This window comes from Stenotrophomonas sp. SMYL41 (genome assembly GCF_036319965.1).
GTDB lineage: Bacteria > Pseudomonadota > Gammaproteobacteria > Xanthomonadales > Xanthomonadaceae > Stenotrophomonas > Stenotrophomonas maltophilia_R.
This window is the reverse complement of record NZ_JAWIRX010000011.1, coordinates 70,223-86,700: the sequence shown is the minus strand read 5'-3', so window position 1 is coordinate 86,700 and position 16,478 is coordinate 70,223. Positions and strand designations below refer to the sequence as shown.

13 protein-coding genes are annotated in these 16,478 nt (G+C 67.1%); 2 read left to right on the top strand and 11 right to left on the bottom strand.

What is annotated here, in order from left to right:
- Positions 1 to 67 precede the first annotated feature (67 nt).
- Positions 68 to 3,187, top strand: coding sequence for a discoidin domain-containing protein (locus V3B30_RS14070; protein WP_262083838.1), 3,120 nt, complete (start codon positions 68 to 70; stop codon positions 3,185 to 3,187).
- 23 nt (positions 3,188 to 3,210) lie between these two features.
- On the opposite strand, the gene V3B30_RS14065 is transcribed toward V3B30_RS14070, so the two are convergent.
- The 9 genes from V3B30_RS14065 to V3B30_RS14025 form a co-directional block, all read right to left on the bottom strand.
- Complete coding sequence (locus V3B30_RS14065; protein WP_262083839.1) at positions 3,211 to 4,185, bottom strand: ABC transporter substrate-binding protein; 975 nt, start codon at positions 4,183 to 4,185, stop codon at positions 3,211 to 3,213.
- Positions 4,186 to 4,201: 16 nt separating this feature from the next.
- Positions 4,202 to 5,947 (bottom strand): amino acid ABC transporter permease/ATP-binding protein, encoded by a 1,746-nt coding sequence (locus V3B30_RS14060; protein WP_315973633.1) that lies wholly within the window; start codon positions 5,945 to 5,947, stop codon positions 4,202 to 4,204.
- Complete coding sequence (locus V3B30_RS14055) at positions 5,944 to 6,495, bottom strand: GNAT family N-acetyltransferase (protein ID WP_262083840.1); 552 nt, start codon at positions 6,493 to 6,495, stop codon at positions 5,944 to 5,946. Before V3B30_RS14055 ends, V3B30_RS14060 begins: the two co-directional genes overlap by 4 nt.
- Entirely contained in the window at positions 6,492 to 7,712 is a 1,221-nt protein-coding gene (locus tag V3B30_RS14050) for a M20 aminoacylase family protein (protein ID WP_315973634.1), read from the bottom strand. The genes V3B30_RS14055 and V3B30_RS14050 overlap by 4 nt, the downstream gene beginning before the upstream one ends.
- A gap of 4 nt (positions 7,713 to 7,716) precedes the next feature.
- Positions 7,717 to 9,060 carry an LLM class flavin-dependent oxidoreductase gene (locus tag V3B30_RS14045; RefSeq protein ID WP_262083842.1) on the bottom strand — a complete coding sequence of 448 codons (1,344 nt, stop codon included), beginning with the start codon at positions 9,058 to 9,060 and terminating at the stop codon, positions 7,717 to 7,719.
- 18 nt (positions 9,061 to 9,078) lie between these two features.
- Positions 9,079 to 10,056 carry an MsnO8 family LLM class oxidoreductase gene (locus tag V3B30_RS14040; RefSeq protein ID WP_262083843.1) on the bottom strand — a complete coding sequence of 326 codons (978 nt, stop codon included), beginning with the start codon at positions 10,054 to 10,056 and terminating at the stop codon, positions 9,079 to 9,081.
- A 14-nt stretch (positions 10,057 to 10,070) separates the two neighbouring features.
- Positions 10,071 to 10,433: a DUF3088 domain-containing protein gene (locus tag V3B30_RS14035; protein WP_262083844.1), complete on the bottom strand. Its 363-nt coding sequence runs from the start codon at positions 10,431 to 10,433 to the stop codon at positions 10,071 to 10,073.
- 169 nt (positions 10,434 to 10,602) lie between these two features.
- The gene (gene msuE / locus V3B30_RS14030; protein WP_100472070.1) at positions 10,603 to 11,184 is read right to left on the bottom strand and encodes an FMN reductase; all 582 of its coding nucleotides are present in this window, start codon (positions 11,182 to 11,184) and stop codon (positions 10,603 to 10,605) included.
- Positions 11,185 to 11,236: 52 nt separating this feature from the next.
- Complete coding sequence (locus V3B30_RS14025) at positions 11,237 to 13,813, bottom strand: TonB-dependent receptor (RefSeq protein ID WP_262083845.1); 2,577 nt, start codon at positions 13,811 to 13,813, stop codon at positions 11,237 to 11,239.
- Between the two features lie 262 nt (positions 13,814 to 14,075).
- Between V3B30_RS14025 and V3B30_RS14020 the strand changes: the two genes are divergently transcribed.
- A complete protein-coding gene (locus V3B30_RS14020) occupies positions 14,076 to 15,077 on the top strand; it encodes a helix-turn-helix domain-containing protein (protein ID WP_262083846.1) in 1,002 nt (333 codons plus the stop codon).
- Between the two features lie 26 nt (positions 15,078 to 15,103).
- Here V3B30_RS14020 and V3B30_RS14015 read toward each other — a convergent pair whose 3' ends face one another.
- Both V3B30_RS14015 and V3B30_RS14010 read right to left on the bottom strand, forming a co-directional pair.
- Positions 15,104 to 15,598 carry a hypothetical protein gene (locus V3B30_RS14015; RefSeq protein ID WP_262083847.1) on the bottom strand — a complete coding sequence of 165 codons (495 nt, stop codon included), beginning with the start codon at positions 15,596 to 15,598 and terminating at the stop codon, positions 15,104 to 15,106.
- A 91-nt stretch (positions 15,599 to 15,689) separates the two neighbouring features.
- Positions 15,690 to 16,277, bottom strand: a complete 588-nt coding sequence (locus V3B30_RS14010) for a TetR/AcrR family transcriptional regulator (protein ID WP_262083848.1) — start codon at positions 16,275 to 16,277, stop codon at positions 15,690 to 15,692.
- Positions 16,278 to 16,478: the final 201 nt, after the last annotated feature.

Genomic DNA, 16,478 nt, shown 5'->3' with positions numbered 1-16,478 from the left:
AACCGATTACATCTCTTGCTAGCGTAGCGCTCGCCCGATTCCGGCCGAACCTGCGAGGCAGTCCGTAATGACGTTGCGCGCCGAACGCTCCATGGTCTCCACGCCGCTTTTCCCGCTGCCCCCTGCCGCTACCCTGCTGTTGGCCGCCCTGGCCTTCAGCGCACAGGCACAGACGCTGCCGCCTCGCAGCCAATGGCAGGCCAGCGCTTCCTCGCAGCAGGTACCGGCGATGGCGATCAGCCACCTGATCGACGGCGACCCCAAGACCGTCACCGGCGGTGCCTTCAGTCCGGGCCACTGGTTCCAGATCGATCTGGGTGCACCGACGATGCTGGCGGGCGCACGCCTCACCTGGGATATCTCCAATCCAGAAGGGTATTCACTACAGACCTCGCTGGACGGCACGCAGTGGCAGACCGCGTACACCATGACCGATTCGCTGGGCGACGTGGAAACGTTGTACTTCGCGCCACGCCAGGCGCGCTTCCTGCGGTTGGCCAGCCCGCAGCGCACGTCCGACTGGGGCGTGTCGATCTTCGAGATGGAGCCGCTGGACAGCACGCTCAGCGCACGCATCAGCGGTGTCGATGCAACGCAGGCAGCCGCGCTCTGGCAAGGCGGCGGCACCGTCGCGGTTCCAGCTGGAAAAGGTGGATCGCATACGCTCGAGATCATGCTGCCTCGCGCCCAGTCCACGGCCGGTCTCGCGGTCGACTGGGCCGATGGCGGGCGCGGCGTCGCCCGCTTGCAGGTGCAGGACGCACAGGGCCGCTGGCAGGATCTCGCACACGATGCACAGGCGGCCAGCCATCGGCAGAGCTGGCTGGCTGCTGACACGGCACAGCCTGTACGTGCGTTCCGCCTGAGCGTGGACGGCGCTGCACCGCAGATCACGCGCCTGCGCCTGCTTGGCCCGAAAGCCGTGATGACGCCGATGAAGCGGTACCAGATCGCTGCCAGCGGCGCGCAGCGTGCGTTGTTCCCGGCATCGCTGCAGATGCAGCAGACCTACTGGACTGCGGTCGGTGTGCACGCGGGCCGGCAGAAGTCGATCTTCGACGAGTACGGCAACATTGAGGCCTTCAAGGGCGCACCGCTGGTGCAGCCGATCTGGCGCAATGCCGATGGCAGCGCAGCCGGGGCCGCGGGGCAGAAGGTGCAGCACGCGCTGCGCGACGGCTGGAAGCCGATGCCGTCCGCCACGTGGGCACCGCAGGCGGGACTGGAACTACGCAGCGAGGCCTTCGCCATCGAACGCGATGGGCAGCCGGTCACCTTGGTGCGTCATTGCCTACGCAACACCGGCGCCACCGCGGTCGACGGCACGCTGACCCTGGCGGTACGACCGATGCAGATGAACCCGCCGTGGCAAAACGGCGGGCTGTCGCCGATCCGCGAGGTCGCCGTCGAAGCCAACACGGTGCGCGTCAACGGCCGCACGCTGCTGCGCTCGCTCACGCCGGTGGATGCTGCCGGCGCCGCGCCGTTCGGCACCGAAGGTGCAACGGAAATCACCGCCGGCATCGCAGCCGGGCGTCTGCCTGCCACCCAGCAGGCACGCGATGAGCAAGGACTGGCCGCGGCCGCATTGAGCTACCGGATCCGCCTCGCGCCCGGTGCCAGCGATGCGGTGGTGGTGGCGTTCCCACTCGGCACCGCCGCTGCCGATGCCAACGGCGCGCTGCCGGAGCCCCCCGCGCTCGACCTTTCCTCGCTGCCTCGCGACGGCAACGATGCCTTCGACACCTTGGCCAACCAGGCCTCCGCAGACTGGCAGGCACGTCTGGGCGGGGTCGGGCTGCGCCTGCCTGATCCATCACTGGTGGACATGCTGCGCGCGCAGGCCGCCTACATGCTGATCAACCAGACCGGCCCAGCCATGCAGCCGGGCCCGCGCAACTACAACCGCTCGTTCATCCGCGATGGCATGGCCACCTCGGCAGTGCTGCTGCGCATGGGCGAGGCCAAGGTCGCACGCGACTACCTGGCCTGGTACAGCGAGCACGGCGTGCATGCCAACGGCCTGGTCTCGCCGATCCTCAACGACGATGGCAGCGTCAATACGGGTTTCGGTTCGGACATCGAGTACGACAGCCAGGGTCAGTACGTGGCGCTGGTGGCCGATGTCGCCCGCCTCGATGGCGGACCCGAATCGGTGCGTGACTACCTGCCGAAAGTGAGAGCGGCGCTGCGTTTCCTGCAGGAGCTACGCGAGCGCACCCTGGTACCCGGGTACAAAGCCGATCAGCCGGCGCCGGAGCGCTTCGCCGGCATCCTTGCCCCCTCGATCAGTCATGAAGGCTATCCGTCACCAACCCACAGCTACTGGGATGACTACTGGGGCCTGAAGGGGTGGCACGACGGTGCGTGGCTGGCCGAGGCGCTGGGCGACCACGAGACTGCGGCGTGGGCGCGCGAACAGTACAAGGCGTTGTACGACGCGCTGCATGCATCGATCCGGGCGACGATGGCGTGGAAGGGTATCGACTTCATTCCTTCCTCGGCCGACCTGGGCGACGGCGATCCGACCGGCGTATCGATCGCGCTGGACCCGACTGGGGCGCAGAGCGTGCTGCCCGCCGAGGCGCTGCGGACGACCTTCGCCCGTTACCTGGAGGACGTGCGCAAGCGCGGCCAGCCCGGTGCACTGTACGCCTACACGCCCTACGAAATCCGCAATGTGCTGAGCTATGTGCATCTCGGCCAGCCGGACGTGGCCGATGAGCTGCTGCAGGGGCTGCTGCATGATCGGCGCCCGCTTGAGTGGCAGGTCCTGGCCGAGGTCGTGCACTCCCGCCTGCGCTTCCCGCGCTACCTCGGCGACATGCCGCATACCTGGATCGGCGCCGAGTACGGCCGCACGCTGTTCGGCATGCTGATGCGCGAGGACGACGACGCCCTGTCGCTGCTGCCGGGCACACCGCCGTCGTGGGTTGCTGGCGAAGGGTTGGCGGTGGAGCGGCTGCCGACCGCGTATGGCACGTTGCAGATGCAGGCGCGGCAGCGCGACGGGGTGCTGACGGTGGCGCTTGGCGAGGGGCTGCGCGGCGGAACGACGGTGAAGGTCTGGTGGCCGGCGCGCACGATGCCGAAGGCGGTGCGTGTGGATGGACGCAGCGTTTCCGACTTCGATGCCGAGGGTGTGCGCGTGGCGAAACCCTTCAAGACTTTGGAAGCCGTCTGGTAGCTCCAGGCCATGCCCGGCGGCTTCTACAAGGTCGGCAATCCCGGCGGGTTGGTCTGCGACTGTGGCACGGCTTCTTCGGCCACGTTCCAGCGTGCCAGTGCCTGCGCGTAGGTGCCGCTGCCAATCTGGGTATTCAATGCCTGTGTCACCGCATCGGCCAGGCCACTGCCTTTGCGCGTGGTCACCGAGATCGCTGCAGCATTCGGCCAGCCACCGGGGAACAGGCCGACGCGCCGCACTTTGCCATCGCGTGCCGAGTACGCGCCGGTGGCGTTGGGCTCGAACGAGACATCGGCACGGCCGGTGATCACCGCCAGCCGCCCCACCACGGCATCATCGAAGTACTGGTACTCCACCGGCTTCAAGCCAGCGGCGATGTTCTGCTGGTCCCACTGCCGCAGGATCTGGTCCTGGTTGGTGCTGGCACCGACCACCACCTTCAACCCGGCCACGTCGGCCGGCTTTTCGATCTTCTGGATCGGCCCATCAGTGCGTGTATAGATGCCGAGCAGATCGTAACGGTAGCTGGAGAAATCGAATTTCTTCTTGCGCTCCTCGGTGACGGTCACGTTCGACAGCACCGCATCGTACTTGCCTGATTCCAGCCCCAGCGGCCAGTCGGCCCACGCCACCGGCACGATCACCAGCTTCAGGCCCAGCCCATCGGCAATCAGCCGTGCGATGTCCGGCTCGATACCTACCACGTCCTTGCTGTCGGCGCCGTAGTCAGCCAGCGGCAGCTGCCCCGGATGGGTGGCCACGGTGAACGTACCGGGCGTGACAAAGCGATAGTCAGCCGGGATCAACGCCTGCGCATTCGGATCGAGCGTGCCCTTCAGGATGGTGGTGTTCGCACTCGCCAGGCTGGTTGCGGCCACGGTGCCGGCATCCGGTGCCTGGCGCACGCGCGAATAGACGATGCCGGCGATGCCGATGACCAGCACGCCCACGATCAACAGGGTGCTGCGTGAGGGGCGACGCGGTGCTGCAGGGCTCATGGTATTCCTTTCGCAGTTACAGGGTCTTGGCCAGGAAATCGGCGGTGCGTTGCTGGCGCGGACGTTCGAACAGCGCCTCGGGCGTGCCCTGCTCGATCACCCGCCCCTGGTCCATCATCACCACGTGGTCGGCCACGCGGCGGGCGAAGCTCAGCTCATGGGTGACGATCACCAGCGTGGTGCCGGAACGGGCGAGTTCCTCGATCACGCTCAGCACCTCGGCCACCAGTTCCGGGTCCAGCGCCGACGTGGGTTCGTCGAACAGCAGCACCTTCGGCTGCAGCGCCAGCGCGCGGGCGATCGCGATGCGCTGCTGCTGGCCACCGGACAGCTGGCGCGGGAAGGCATCGGCCTTTTCGGCCAGGCCGACCCGTTCCAGCAGCGTGCGCGCCTGCTGCTCGGCCTGCGCGCGCGTCACGCCACGCACCGCGATCGGTGCTTCGATGATGTTCTCCAGCGCGGTCAGGTGCGGGAACAGGTTGAAGCCCTGGAACACCATGCCCACTTCGGCACGACGGCGGCGGATCTCGCGCTCCGGCAGCTCGTACAGGGTGTCGCCATCGCGGCGGTAGCCGATCAACTGGTCGCCCACGGTCACGTAGCCGCTGTCAGCACGTTCCAGGTGGTTGATCAGGCGCAGCAGCGTGGACTTGCCGGCGCCCGAAGGGCCGATCAGCACCGTCACGCTGCCCGCGCGCAGGTCCAGGTTCACGTCTTCCAGCACCGGCTGGTCGCCGAACAGCTTGCCTACGCCATGCAGCGACACCGATGCGCCCTCGCCCGCTTCCACCTGCGCAGCGACGCGAGGGCGGTTGGCCACGCGCGATGCAGCCTCACCTGCGGCGCGCGTCGGCGACGAGACACGCGACACCGAGCGCTCACGCTGCAGCTGGCCGCGCGCAAAGCGCTGCTCCACGCGCCGCTGCAACAGCGACAGCACGGTCAGGATCACCAGGTACCAGACCGTGGCCACCATCAGCAGCGGCACCACTTCCAGGTTGCGCCGGTAGATCACCTGCACCGTGTAGAACAGCTCCGGCAGCGCCAATACGTAGACCACCGACGTGCTCTTGGCCAGGCCGATCACATCGTTGAACGCGGCCGGCAGGATCGAGCGCATCGCCTGCGGCAGGATGATGCGGCGTACCTGGCGGCCACGCGGCAGGCCCAGCGCGGCCGCAGCCTCGTACTGGCCGTGATCGACCGAGAGGATGCCGCCGCGGATCACCTCGGCCGAGAACGCGGCCTGGTTCAACGTAAGGCCCAGCACTGCGGCAGTGAACACACCGATCAGCTGCGTGGTCGGGTACGAGAACAGGCGGATGCCGGTAAACGGTACGCCCAGCTCGATGGTGCTGTACAGGTAGCCCAGGTTGTTCAGCAGCAGCAACAACACCAGCAACGGAATCGAACGGAACAACCACACATAGCCCCACGACACCGCCGACAGCAGCGGCGAGCCGGACACGCGGGCCAACGCCAGCAAGGTACCCAGCGCGAAACCCAGGCCGGTACCGAGTGCGGTCAGCAACAACGTACGGCCCAGGCCTTCCAGCACCGGGCGCGCGAAGAACCACTCGGCGAACGTGCCCCAGCCCCAGCGTGGATTGCCCAGCACGGATTGCAGGCCGATCAGGATCAGCGCCAGCGCCAGCAACGTGCCGAACACCTGCAGCGGATGCCGGGCCGGCACGATCTTCAACGCTGGTGCTGGTGCCGGACGTGCGGCAATGCCATCCAGCGCGGTCGAAGGCGTGCTCATGCGTGGGCTCCATGCAGCACGGCCTGTGATGGCACAACGACCGGCGCCGATACGCTCAGGTGCTTCTCGAACGGCAGATGCGCGATGGATTCCGGATCGGCCTGCAGGTCGAACAGCGCGGTGTAGCCGTGGCTGAGGTACAGGCCGACCGCTTCAGGCTGGCGGAAGCCGGTCGTCAGGAACACCCGCCGATACCCTTGCCGCGCCGCTTGGTCTTCCAGTTCCTGCAGCACGCGCCGCGCGATGCCCTGGCGGCGCAGCCCCGGCAGCGTCCAGATGCGCTTGAACTCGGCGGTGTCCGGATCGCGGTGCGGCATGAAGGCACCGCCAGAGATCGCCACACCGTCGCGCAGCAGCAGCACGAACGCCCCTACCGGCGCAGCAAAGGCCTGCGCCGGGTAGCGTTGCAGCTCCTCGCGGGCGCTGCCGCCGATGCGTCGGCGCACGTCGGCGTAGCGGCTGTCGTACTCCTGTTCCAGACCATCGAACAGAGGCCGCGCCAGCGGATCATCCACCGAGGTATAGAGGAAGCGTTCGTTGCTGCTCATGCCACGTCCTTCACCAGATAGTCTTCAGCCAGCCGCGCCCACAGGCTGGCGGCGGGTGCAATGGCGGCGTCGTTGAACACATAGCGCGGGCTGTGCAGCGGTGCGCTGTCGCCGTTGCCGACAAACACGAAGCTGCCCGGCCGTGCCTGCAGCAGGAACGCAAAATCCTCACTGGCGGTGCGCGGTGCGAGTTCGGGCACCACCTGTTCCGCGCCAAAGCTCCGTACGGCCACCTCGCGGATATAGGCAGTCTGCTCAGGGTGGTTGATCACACTGGGGAAGCCGCGCGGGAACTCGATCTCGGCGCGCGCGCCGAACGCGGCGGCGGTCTGCTCGGCAATCTCGGTGACGCGGCGGCGCAGGGTGTCGCGCACCTCCGGCAGGTAAGCGCGCACGGTCAGCTTCAGCTCCACTACGTCCGGAATCACATTGGCGGCCTGCCCGCCGTGGATCGAACCGACGGTGACCACGCCCATCTGCCGTGGATCCACATTGCGCGAGACAACGCTCTGCAGCGCGGTGACGATGTGCGCTGCCACCAGGATCGGGTCGACGCTGCCCTGCGGCTCGGCGCCGTGGCCGCCCTTGCCGATCACCTTCAGCCGCGCCCAGTCCACCGACGCCATCGCCGGGCCATCGACGAAGCCGAAGTGGCCGACAGGCACGCCCGGCCAGTTGTGCAGGCCATAGATCGCATCCACCGGGAAGCGTTCGAACAGGCCATCGGCGATCATCTTCGAAGCGCCCGATCCGGTTTCCTCGGCCGGCTGGAACACCAGCTGCAGGGTACCGTCGATGCGACCGTGATGGGCGAGGTAGTGCGCCGCAGACAGCAGGATGGCGGTGTGCCCATCGTGGCCGCAGGCGTGCATCAACCCCTCGGTCTGGCTGGCATAGGCCAGCCCGGACTCCTCGTGGATCGGCAGTGCATCGATGTCGGCGCGCAGGCCGAGGCGACGGCTACCCTGCCCGCGTTGCAGCGTGCCGACCACGCCGGTGCCACCGAGGCCGGTGGTCACCTCATAGCCCCACAGCTGCAGCAGCTCGGCCACACGTGCGCTGGTGCGGTGCTCCTCGAAGGCCAGCTCCGGGTGCCGGTGCAGGTCATGACGGATCGCGATGGCCGCCTCGGCGCGCGCCCCGATTTCGGGCACTATGCCCGTCGCTTGGGAATTCCGCCGGGCATGGCCCGGCGCTATTGCGGATTCTCCGCTCATCGCCTTACCCCACCTTCCGCGCCGGCTCGGCGTCGGTCGAATGGCGGCTGGCCTTGTACGGCAGGCCCAGATGCTCGCGCAGGGTGTGTCCTTCCAGCTCGCGCTGGTGGTAACCGCGCGCCTGCAGGATCGGCAGCACCAGGGTCACGAAATCGTCCAGGCCTTCGCGCTGAGCGGCGAAACCAAGGATGAAGCCGTCGCTGGCACCGGCGTCGAACCAGCGGATCAGCTCATCGGTCACGTGCTCCGGCGTACCGATGAAGTTCGGCCGCGGGCTCACCGCTTCCAGCGCCACCTGTCGCAGGCTCAGGCCCTTCTCACGTGCATCCTGCTTGATGCGGTCGGTGGTGGAACGGAACGCGTTGCTGCCGATGTCACCCAGCTCCGGGAACGGCGCATCCGGGTCGTACTGGCTGAAATCGTGGTGATCGAAGAAGCGGCCGAGATAGGCCAGCGCATCTTCCAGCGTGGCCAGCGCAGCAATCGCCTGGTACTTGGCCTCGGCCTCCTCGGCAGTGCGGCCGACGATGGGGCCAATGCCCGGGAAGATCTTCACGTCATTGCCGCTACGCCCGTGCGCGATCGCCGAGTTCTTCACCTTCTGGGTGAACGCGCGGGTTTCTTCCAGCGATGGCGAATGCGTAAACACCGCATCCGCATACTTGCCAGCCAGCGCGATGCCATCGTCGGACGAACCGGCCTGGAAGATCACCGGCTGGCCCTGCGGCGAACGCTGGATGTTGAGCGGCCCCTCCACCTGGAAGAAGCGGCCCTTGTGGTCGAGCCGACGGAACTTATCCGATGCGAAGAACGTGCCACTGTCGCGCTCACGCACGAAGGCATCGTCATCCCAGGAATCCCACAGCCCCTGGACCACCTCCAGATACTCGTCGGCGATCTGGTAGCGCAGCGCGTGCTCGGGGTGCGGGCGACCGTAGTTGCGCCCCGAACCCTCCAGCGGCGAAGTCACCACGTTCCACCCCGCACGCCCTCCGCTGAGCAGGTCCAGCGAGGCGAACTGGCGGGCCACGGTGAACGGGTCGCTGTACGAGGTCGACAGCGTGCCCGCCAGTCCGATCTTCTTCGTTGCGGTGGCCAGCGCCGACAGCAGCGAGATCGGCTCGAAGCGGTTGAGGAAGTGCGGGATCGACTTCTCGTTGATGTACAGGCCGTCGGCCACGAAGCCGAAGGCGATGCCGTTGTCCTCGGCGGTGCGAGCGATGTCGACGTAGAACTGCAGGTTGACGCTGGCATCGGCCGGGTTGGACGGATGCTTCCAGGCATGCATGTGGCTGCCAGGGCCCTGCAGCATGATGCCGAACGGAATGTGGCGCGGGGTCGTGCTCATGGGAAACGCTCCTGCAGGTCAGGCCACCGCCGCGCGCGGCGCGGGCGACAGCAGTTCAAGGGATGTCAGGCGCGCGTCGAGGTCGGCCACTGGCGCGTCGAGGATGAACTCGCCCACGCCGAAGCGCCGGTGCAGCGCATCCAGTTCGTCACGGACGTGCTGCGCATCACCGGACAACACGCTCGGGCGGGTTTCCTCGATGCGGAAGTCCGCCACGCCCACCTGGCGCGCGTACTCTGCAGCCGCCTCGAGGCTGGGCAGGTTTACGGCCTGGCCGGAACCAAGGTGCAGCTTGTAGACGCGCAGCGCACCGATATGACGCGCCGCGGCTTCGGCAGTCGGCGCGGCGAAGGCCACCGTGGCCAGCAGCGGTGGCTGGGTGGAGACGCTGCGGTAGGCATTGAATGCCGCCTCGATGTGCTTCGGGTCACCATCGAAGTGCGCTGCGTAGACGAAGCGCCAGCCCAGCTCGGCCGCCTGCTGCGCGCTCTGCGGGCTGGCGCCGAGCAGGAAGCGCTCCGGCGCCTGCTGCGGAACCGGCCGGGCAAGCGCCTCGGTATCGGCACCGGAAAGATAGCCCTCCAGATCGCGCAGTTGCTGGTCGAAGTCGGCGAACGCCGGCCTCCCGGCCGCCAGCGCAGCGGTCGATGCCGGCAGGCCGCCGGGCGCCTTGCCCACACCCAGATCCACCCGTCCCGGCGCCAGCGCCGACAGCAGGTTGAAGTTCTCCGCCACTTTGTAGGGCGCATAGTGGCGCAGCATCACCCCGCCGCTGCCGATGCGGATGCGGCGGGTCTGCGCCAGCACCCAGGCTGCCAGCACTTCCGGTGCAGGGCTGGCCAGCGTCGGTGCGGCATGGTGCTCGGCAAACCAGTAGCGGTGGTAGCCCAGCTGCTCGGCGCGCTGCGCCAGCTGCAGGCTGTTGCGCAGCGCCTGCTCCGGCGAGGCACCTTCGGCCACCGGGCTCTTGTCCAGCACGCTGATCTGATAACTCATGGTCGCGTCCTCGCTCAGGGGTGGGCCACGGGAATGCCGAGCAATCCGTTCAGCGCGGCCAGGATCGGCTCGGCACCAGAGATGTACTGGCGGTCCTGATGGGCGCCACTGGCAAGTTCGCTGCGCACGCCCTTCGGCAGCACCAGCTTCGGCAGCGACTGGTCCTGCTCGCCAATCTCGGCGATCACCTCGCGGCGCGGCCGTGCGAAGCCGATGCGACGCACGTCCAGCTGCGCGTCCAGGCCGTCAATGCTCGACAGCGCGCCCTCCAGCAACAGGCTGTGGCGGCAGAAGAAACGCTGGCCGGGAATCTGGCCGTCCTCGAACTCACGGTCGAGCAGGAACAGGATGGGTTTGCTTACTGCGTCCAAAGCCACGGGGTCGTCCTCATCTGGGCCGGCAATGCGATGCCGCTTCGATATCGATGCTAGAGACGCCGGCAGCCGCAGCAGCGACGCCTGGCGACAATCGGCGGTCAGATCCGGCCACGCAGATGCGGCGTCGCCATAAGCAGACTGCTGCTGGTTATTCCTGCTTCCTCAGCTGCTATGCGATTCGCCGCAATGGCACCGGCACGGCCAGTGCCCGTGCCGCCAGATGCCCGGCCGCACGCTCGGTCGCCAGCGCGATCCGCGCCTGCAAGGCCACACTGCTGATGTGCTCACCCTCGAAATCGGCAGGCGTGGCATACACCCCGATCGGCAACGTGTGCGCCTGCAGGAAACTGAACAACGGCCGCAGCTGGTGGTCGATCACCAGCGCATGGCGCTCGCTGCCACCGGTTGCCGCCAGCAGTACCGGCACATCCACCAGCGCCTCCAGCCCGATGAAGTCGACCAGGTGCTTGAACAACCCGGGATACGAGCCGCGATAGACCGGCACTGCCACCACCAGCAGCTCGGCGGCCTCGATGGCCTGCAGCGCCTGCTCCACTGATGGCTCAGCTTCGTCGCGCGACAGCGACTGCCCCAGCGCGCGCGCGATCGGCGCCAGCTCAACCAGCTCCACGCTGGCATGCACCCGCTGCTGCAGCGCCTCCAGCAGATGTCGCACCAGCACCAGCGTGCGCGACGTCGCCGAACTCGTCGGTGACCCGACCAATGCAACCACCTTCAATGCAGAAGACATGACCCGCTCCTCGGTAGCGCCGGGCCATGCCCGGCGGCGTTTCGCCTGAACCTCAAAACCGGTAACTGACCCGGCCAAACCAATACGCGCCTACATTGCTCAGCACATCGCCGCTATCCCAGGTGGTCTCGATGCTCGCCACATCGGTGGCGCTGCGCGCGTACGCTGGCACCTTGCGCGTGCGCTTGTCGAATACGTTGTTGATGCCCAGCGCCGCACTCCAGCCCGCACCCAGCTCCACGCCACCGGACAGGTTGGTCACCAGCACTGGCGGCTGCGTGTACTCCACGCCGTTGTTCAGGCGCTTGATCGGGCCGTAATACGTGAAGTCGACATTCGAGCGCCAGCGCCCGTTCTGCCAGCCCAACCCCGCCACCTGGGTGTAGCTGGGCGTGCGGAAGCGCAGCGCGTACTCGCTGGATCTGGTCAGCAGATTGATGTTCGGCAGCCCCTGCAGCGCCGCCGGAATGTCGCTGACCTTCTGGATCGTGGTACGGCCGACATTGGCCGCGTAGCTCCAGCGCAGCTTGCCCCACGCTGTCTCCTGGTTCGCTTCCAGGGTCAGCTCCACACCGCGCGTACGGGTATTGCCCACGTTGGTGAAGTAGCTGGCGTAGAACGCATCACCCGGCAGGATGCTGATGCCGGCCGAACCCAGCAGTGCATCGATGGTGTTCTTCTGCGCCGCGCTCAGCACCGTCCCGCTGTTGTCGGTGATGCGCGCGGGATCCTGCGCGTTGTAGCCGATCTGGCTGGACTGGCCGAGCTGGCCGCGGATGTCGATCTGGTAGGCATCCACTGCCAGATGGAATGCCGGGCTCGGGTCCCAGGTCACGCCCAGGCTGTAGTTGGTGGCCTTTTCCGGCTTCAGCGGTGTGGCACCCAATGCGATCGCCGCCGGCGATGACACCTGCGCCACCAGCGTGGTCCCGCACGGGCAACTGCCGGTGGCCTGGTAGTACTGCGCGCCCAGGCTGGGGGCATGGAAGCCGTTGCTGACCGTAGCGCGCACACCCAGCGCGTCGGTGAAGTCGAAACGCGTGGTCAGGCGGCCGGTGGAGACGCTGCCGAAGTCGGAATGCTCTTCCCAGCGCGCGGCGGCATCCAGATACCAGCGTGAGGTAATGTTGGTGGCCGCACCTGCGTACACCGCCTTGCTGTTGCGGGTGGCCTTCACCGCGTCCGCAGTGGAATAACCAACGAACGCCGCCGCACCGAAGCCGGTATACGACTCCCACTGCCCTGCGCCGCGCTCGTACTGCTCGTGCTGATACTCGGCGCCCGCGCTCACTTCCAGCGGCGAAGCAAAGGCCGCCACCTCGAAGCCACGACGCAGGTCCAGGTTGGCGATGCCCTGCTGGTAGTCCAGCTTGCCGTCATAAAAATCAGTGGGCGAACCGGGATACGGCAGCGAGTAGTTCACCGAATTACGCGTATAGGTGCGCACCGTACTGCGGTTGCCGGTCAGGCTGGCGTCGTAGTCCCAGCCTGCGATCTGCCCTTTCACGCCCACGGTGCCGGTGTACTGCTTCTCCTTGGTTTCCAGCACCGGCAGGAAGCCATCGGGAAACACACTCAACACGCCGGGGGCCTTGTAGGTGGTGAAGATGGTCGCCGGCAGGCGGAAGTTCTGGATCGCCTGCGCGGTGCGATCACTGGCCGTAGCGTTGGCGTAGAACTGCGCGCTCTCGCCCAGGCCATGGCCCACGTTCACGGCAAACGCCTTCAACGCATACGACGGCGAGCTGAGGATGGTATTGGCCTCAGCATCGCGGCCCACCTCGGCCGGGTTCGGCGTAGCGCCTGCTGGCAGCCGGTTGTTTGGTCGCAACGCCACCAGATTGCCGCTGCCATCCACCGCCGGGTAGCTCAGGTAGCCATCGATATAGCGGCGGGTGCGGATCGCATGATGCTGGCGGGTGGTCTCGCCGGACAGGTTGACGAAACCATCATCGCCCCACGGCAGGCCCACGTTGGCACGCACGCTGGTGCGCGAGCCATCGCCATCGATGCTCTGCCCGCTTTCCACGGCAAATTCGCCACCATGCGCCTGCGATTTCAGGATCACGTTGACCACGCCGGTGATCGCGTCCGAGCCGTAAATGGCCGAAGCGCCATCACGCAGCACTTCCACATGGTCGATGGCCGAGACTGGAATCAGCGCCAGGTCCGCCCAGGCGTGCCCCGGAAAGCCGCCACCGTTGGCTCCGCTCACATAGGCGCTGGCATTACGGCGCTTTCCGTTCACCAGCACCAGCGTGTAGCCCGGCGACAGGTTGCGCAGCTGATAGCCGCGGATCAGGCTTTCCTGGTCGCTCTGGTAGCCACCGATCTGGCTCAGCGACGGCAGGCTGCGCTGCAGCGCTTCCAGCAGGTTGCCCTGCCCGGTAGCAGCGAGGTCCTCGGCGGAGATCACATCGATCGGTGTGGAACTGTTCTTCACCGTGCGCGTGCTGGTGCGTGAACCGGTCACCACCACCGCATCCAAAGTGGATGCTGCAACGTTCGCCGTCGCCGCGGTGGTGGCAGGATCCGCATCGGCTTCCGCGGCAAGGCTGGGCGTAGCAGCGAGGGCGGCAGCGATCAGGACAGCGAGAGTACTCAGGGCTGGGGCGTAGGCGGCAGGCATGGGGGCTCGTGGGGGTGGGCCGGAAACACGCTTCCATTCAAGGGCCTGTTCACCCACCGCGACAGGCGGGATCGCGTCACCCAACCGTCATATCCGGCCACCCACATGACCACTGGTAATGACGTTAGGCGGCCCACTCCCACGGGGTCGGATCCCTTTCCAAAGGAAAGGGCTCTGACCCCAGCCTCCATATACCGACCCGGCATCACCTCATGCCCGCGCGCCACTCTGCGGCGCGCACCACCGCCCGTAGCATCAGGCCATGCCCAGCCCACCCGCCGATCCCACCGCGCCGCTCGTCGCCATCGTTGCCTGCCACGGCCAGGGGCTGTTCGAGTTCGGCTGCGCCGTTGGCCTGTTCGCACCGATACGGCCAGAGCTGGGGGTGGCGTGGTACCGCACCCAACTGTGCGCAGGCGAGCCCGGCGCGCTGCGCATGCTCGGCAGCACCCAGGTGCAGCTGCCCTACGATCTCAGCAGCGTCGATGATGCCGACATCATCGTCATCCCCGGCTGGCGCGAGCCCAGCGAACGTCCGCCGCAGGCGTTGCTCGATGCACTGATCCGCGCCCACGCACGTGGCGCGCGCATCGCCTCGATCTGCTCCGGTGCCTTCGTGCTGGCCTGGGCCGGGCTGCTCGATGGCCGCCCGGCCACCACCCATTGGCGCCTCACCGAAGCGCTCGCACGCGATTTCCCCCGCATCGACGTGCGCGAGGATGTGCTGTACGTAGATACCGGCAGCATCATCACCTCGGCCGGCTCGGCCACCGGCATGGACATGATGCTGCACATGGTGCGCAACGATTACGGCGCACGCGTGGCCAACCTGGTCGCCGAGCGCCTGGTGCTTGCACCCTGGCGCGATGCCGAACGCAGCCAGCGCGTCAGCCGCGCAATCCCGCTGGGCGAACCCACGCGGCTGGCGCGACTGATGGAATGGATGCGCCGCAACCTGCGCCAAAGCCACTCGCTCGCCAGCCTGGCCGAGCAGGCCGCGCTGAGCCAGCGCACCCTGCAGCGGCAGTTCCTCGAAGCCACCGGCCTGTCGCCCATCGACTGGCTGATCCGCGAACGCGTGGCCTACGCGCGCGAGCTGCTGGAGACCACCGACCGCCCGCTGCAGTGGGTGGCCGAGCAGGCCGGGTTCGGCTCGCAGGAATCCTTCCGCCGCCATTTCCGCAGCATGGTCGCAGCCAGCCCCATCGAATACCGCAACCAGCATCGCAGCGGCATCGCAGCAGAGCGGTTGGTGGGCTGCTGATCGCCGCGCACGGCCGGCGCAACGCTTTACCGGCGTCCGCCGCGCGCATGGATCCGCCAGCACTGCGCCAAGAATCCGATCACGAATGCCACCGCGCAGCCCAGCAGCGTGTGCAGGATCACCGGTGCCAGCGGCGCCGCGGCGATCGGATGCGACAACGGCAGGCGCGTCAGCGTTTCATTCACGCCCGGCACCAGCGACAGCAGAAAACTCAATGACAGCGCGAAAGTGGACAGGTACGTTGCAGTGCGGCCGAGGACGCGCAGCCGTGCCGCCAGCACCCCGCCGAACGCCACCAGCAGCACGATCACGCCGAATGCGTGGCCGGGATTGAGCCCGCCGGTGCTTGACACGGTGAACGAGGTCACCACCGACAGCACCAGGCCCAGCAAATAGAGCTTGCCGGCGCGGGTGGCCGGATCGATCGCGCGGTGGCGGAGGAAGCCGTACAGCCCGGCCAGGATCGGAACCAGACTGATGGCGGTGTGGATCGCACCAAGCGCAGACAGAGGGTGTGCCATGGAAATCTCTCTTGATGAGTATAAACCTACTAGTAGGTAGGCTGATGGAGTAAAAAGAAGGCCCGCGCTGCCGCAGGCCACCGCACAACCGTCAGGCCTTCGCACTCACCCGTGCAATGGCCAGTCGCGCCAGCGTCGCGAACATCGCCGCATCGCCCAACCCGCGCGCGGCCAGCATTGCGCCGTGCACTGCCGACATGAACGCCTTGGCCTCATCGGCTGCCGGCCCCTGCAGCCGCAGCTGTCCTTGGGCCACGCCCTTCTCCAGGGTCACCGCCAGCCACCCGCTCAGATCCTCGAAATGCCCACGCACCTCCTCGGCAATCTCGGGCGGAATCATCGGTGCCTCGGCCGCCAGCATCGCGCAGATGCAGAACGAGGACGTACCGCCGGCAATGCAGGTGGACCAGTAATCCACATAGGCGTTGAGCTCCTGCAGCGGATCGTCCAGTTGCCGGTCCAGCAGCGCCAGCCCCTCGCGGGCCTCGGCGCGGTAGAGCACCACCACCGTGCGCACCAGGTCGGCCTTGCTGGGGAAATGGTGATGGATGCTGGCCTTGCTGATGTTCACCCGCGCGGACACGTCCGCATAGCTGAAACCGTTGTAACCACCGGCTTCCAGCAGCGAACGGGCGTGCGCCAGGATCTCCTGTGCCTTGGGCGAGAGTGCATCTTTCATGCATTCAACCTACTAGTAGGTTGACTGGCTGTCAACCACCCTTGAAGGCGCTCGCCCAGTGACAGCCCGGCCTGAACAAAACCGGGCAGAGCGCGACCGTCGCCACGGAAGGGGATGACGGTCATTGACATGCAGGCATTTACCTGCCTATTCTCGGTCCATGGACGGCCCACACCGCAGGCCGCCCTCCCACCGGAGGAA